Below are 2902 nucleotides of genomic sequence, written 5' to 3' on the forward strand. Positions count from 1 at the left end.
AAGGCTGCTGCGGAAACCCAAAAATGACTGATAAAGCACTGACCGATATAGCCTTTTCCAATTTCGATATCACTCCTGCATTGCTTGACGGCCTGGAACAGGCCGGCTTCTCACGCTGCACGCCGATCCAGGCCATGACCCTGCCGTTTGCCCTCAGCGGCCGAGATGTCGCCGGTCAAGCACAGACCGGCACCGGGAAAACCCTGGCCTTCCTGATCGCCTGTATGAACCGCCTGCTGACCAAGCCGGCGCTGGCTAACCGCCGAGCCGCCGATCCACGTGCGATGATTCTGGCACCCACCCGTGAACTGGCCATCCAGATCGCTAAGGACGCCGAGCAGTTCGGCGCCCGGCTCGGCCTGAAGTTTGCACTGGTGTATGGTGGCGTCGATTATGACAAACAGAAAGCCATGCTCGAGCAGGGCACCGACATCATCATCGCCACGCCGGGCCGTCTGATCGATTATGTCAGACAGGGCGTGGTGTCGTTGCATGCCTGCGAAGTCTGCATCTTGGACGAAGCCGATCGCATGTTCGATTTGGGCTTCATCAAGGACCTGCGCTATCTGCTCCGCAAGCTACCCATCCGCGAAGAGCGCCAGACCCTGCTGTTCTCGGCCACACTCAGCCACCGTGTGCTTGAGCTCGCCTACGAGCACATGAACGATCCGGAAAAGCTTTCGGTGGAAACCGAAACGGTCACCGCCGCGCGCGTCCGCCAGCTTCTGTATTTTCCGGCCATGGAAGAAAAACTGCCGTTGTTGATCAGTCTGCTGTCACGCGTGGAAAGCAGCCGCAGCATGGTGTTCGTCAACACCAAGGTCTGGGTCGAGCGCGTTGCGCGTGCGCTTGAGAAGGCGCATTACCGGGTCGGCGTGCTCTCGGGCGATGTGCCTCAGAAAAAACGCCAGTCGTTGTTGGCAAAGTTCCAGCGCGGCGAGCTTGAAATTCTGGTCGCGACCGATGTCGCCGCGCGTGGGCTGCATATCGACGGCGTCAGCCATGTCTACAACTTCGACCTACCCTTCGATGCCGCCGATTACGTGCACCGCATCGGCCGCACCGCCCGCCTTGGCGCCGAGGGTGATGCCATCAGCTTTGCCTGCGAACTGTATGCCCAGGGTCTGCCGGAAATCGAAAGTTATATCGAACAGAAAATCCCAACCGCACCGGTCACCTCCGAGCTGTTGGTGGCCATCCCGCGCCAGCCCTTGCCGAAAGCCGATAGCGGCGAAAGCATCGCCGACCTCTTCAACGAGGTGCGTGCCAATGCCCCGGCCGACAAGCGCGGAGGCCCGAGATCCGGCCGCAGCGGTAGCGGTGCACGAGCTGAGCGCCCGCGCGCCGACCGACCGCGCTCGGACAAGCCGCGTAGCGACCGTCCGTCCGCCGAACGCCCGCTGACCACAAAGCCGGCAGGTGCCGGTGTCAGCGGATCCGCGGCCGACAGCGCCCGCAAGCCGCGCCGTCGCCGGAAACCCTCGGATGCCAATCCACGTACGCCGTCGCAGACTCCGGCCGCCGCGGCAGTGTCATCCAAACCATCGGTCCTGGCCCGTATAAAATCTTGGTTCACCCCCTCCTCGCCCAAGCCGTAATACGGCACACTAAGCGGGATACATTCAGGAAGGTGTTTGATGACACTTCTGCGTTTCGATGGCGTCAGTAAAAAATATCCGGGTGGCCATCTTGCCCTGGAGGATATGAGCTTTTCCGTCCAGGCCGGCGAGATGGTGTTCATCACCGGACATTCCGGTGCTGGTAAAAGTACCTTGCTCAAACTGGCCCACCTGTCCGAGCGCCCGAGTGCCGGCGCCGTCTGGTTCGATGGCTGCAACCTCGCCAGCCTTCGTGGCGGCAAGGCCGCACTGCATCGCCGCCGCCTTGGATTGGTCCATCAGGATCATTGTCTGCTGTTGGACCGCACGGTATTTGACAACGTGGCTTTACCTTTGCAGATTGCCGGACTTGCACCGGCAATCATCCGCCAACGCGTACAGCACACGCTACAAGGTCTCGGACTTGCCGGGCGTGCTGGCCATCGTTCCACCGACATCTCCACCGGCGAGCAGCAGCGCGTCGGTATCGCGCGCGCCATGGTGACCCAGCCCGCCTTGCTGCTGGCCGACGAGCCGACCGGCAATCTCGATCCGGGGCTGGCTGCCGACATCATGCACCAGTTGGTTGGTATGTGCGCGCAGGGCACGGCGGTCGTCATTGCCAGCCATGACCTGGCGCTGGTGAAACGCATGAAAAAACGCGTGCTGGTGATCGACAAAGGCCGTTTGATGGACGATATTTCGCCGGAGGAGCTGGCTGATGAGTAGATCCTACAGCGCGTTCGCTGCTTGGCGGGCGCAGCATGCCGCTGCCTTGCGCGGCAGTTTCGCGCGCTTGCTGCGACGGCCATTCTCCAGTCTGCTGTCGCTGGCGGTGATGGCCATCGCACTGGCTCTGCCGCTGGCGCTGGCCTGGTCGATGCTGCAAATGAATCAATTGGCCACACAGGTCCAGACTTCGCGCGCCATCCAGGTCTTTTTCCAGCCCGAGGTCGGCGTTGCTCAAGCCAAGGCCATCGCCGAGGAATTCCGTGCCGCGGCGGATGTGGCATCGGTGACGGTGAAAACGCCCGAACAGGGTTTGGCCGACTTCAAGGACAGCAGCGCACTGGCAAAAGCCGTTGCGGTACTCGGCGAAAATCCGTTGCCTGCCGTGATGATCGTGACCCCGCGCGCCGATGAAGCCGCGCTGTTGGGCCGACTGCAGGCCTTGCCACAGGCCGAGTATGTGCAATACGACGGTATCTGGCAGAAACGCCTGGATGCCTGGTTGGCTTTCGGCCAGCGCTTACTGTTGCTACTGGCATTGCTGTTCGTCAGCGGTGCCGTGCTGGCGGTTGCCA

At 61.8% G+C, this 2902-nt stretch carries 3 protein-coding genes; all 3 read left to right on the plus strand.

Annotated elements, in window-relative coordinates; all coding sequences use genetic code 11:
* Nucleotides 1-23: 23 nt before the first annotated feature.
* Complete coding sequence (gene rhlB / locus ACIQ0Q_RS08655; RefSeq protein ID WP_395772537.1) at nucleotides 24-1598, plus strand: ATP-dependent RNA helicase RhlB; 1575 nt, start codon at nucleotides 24-26, stop codon at nucleotides 1596-1598.
* Between the two features lie 39 nt (nucleotides 1599-1637).
* Complete coding sequence (locus tag ACIQ0Q_RS08660) at nucleotides 1638-2327, plus strand: cell division ATP-binding protein FtsE (RefSeq protein WP_395772538.1); 690 nt, start codon at nucleotides 1638-1640, stop codon at nucleotides 2325-2327.
* On the plus strand, nucleotides 2320-2902 hold a 583-nt coding region (locus ACIQ0Q_RS08665; protein WP_395772539.1), incomplete at its 3' end, for a cell division protein FtsX. The genes ACIQ0Q_RS08660 and ACIQ0Q_RS08665, both read left to right, overlap by 8 nt.

Origin of the sequence: Arenimonas sp. (assembly GCF_044348765.1) — a bacterium.
Classification (GTDB): domain Bacteria; phylum Pseudomonadota; class Gammaproteobacteria; order Xanthomonadales; family Xanthomonadaceae; genus Arenimonas.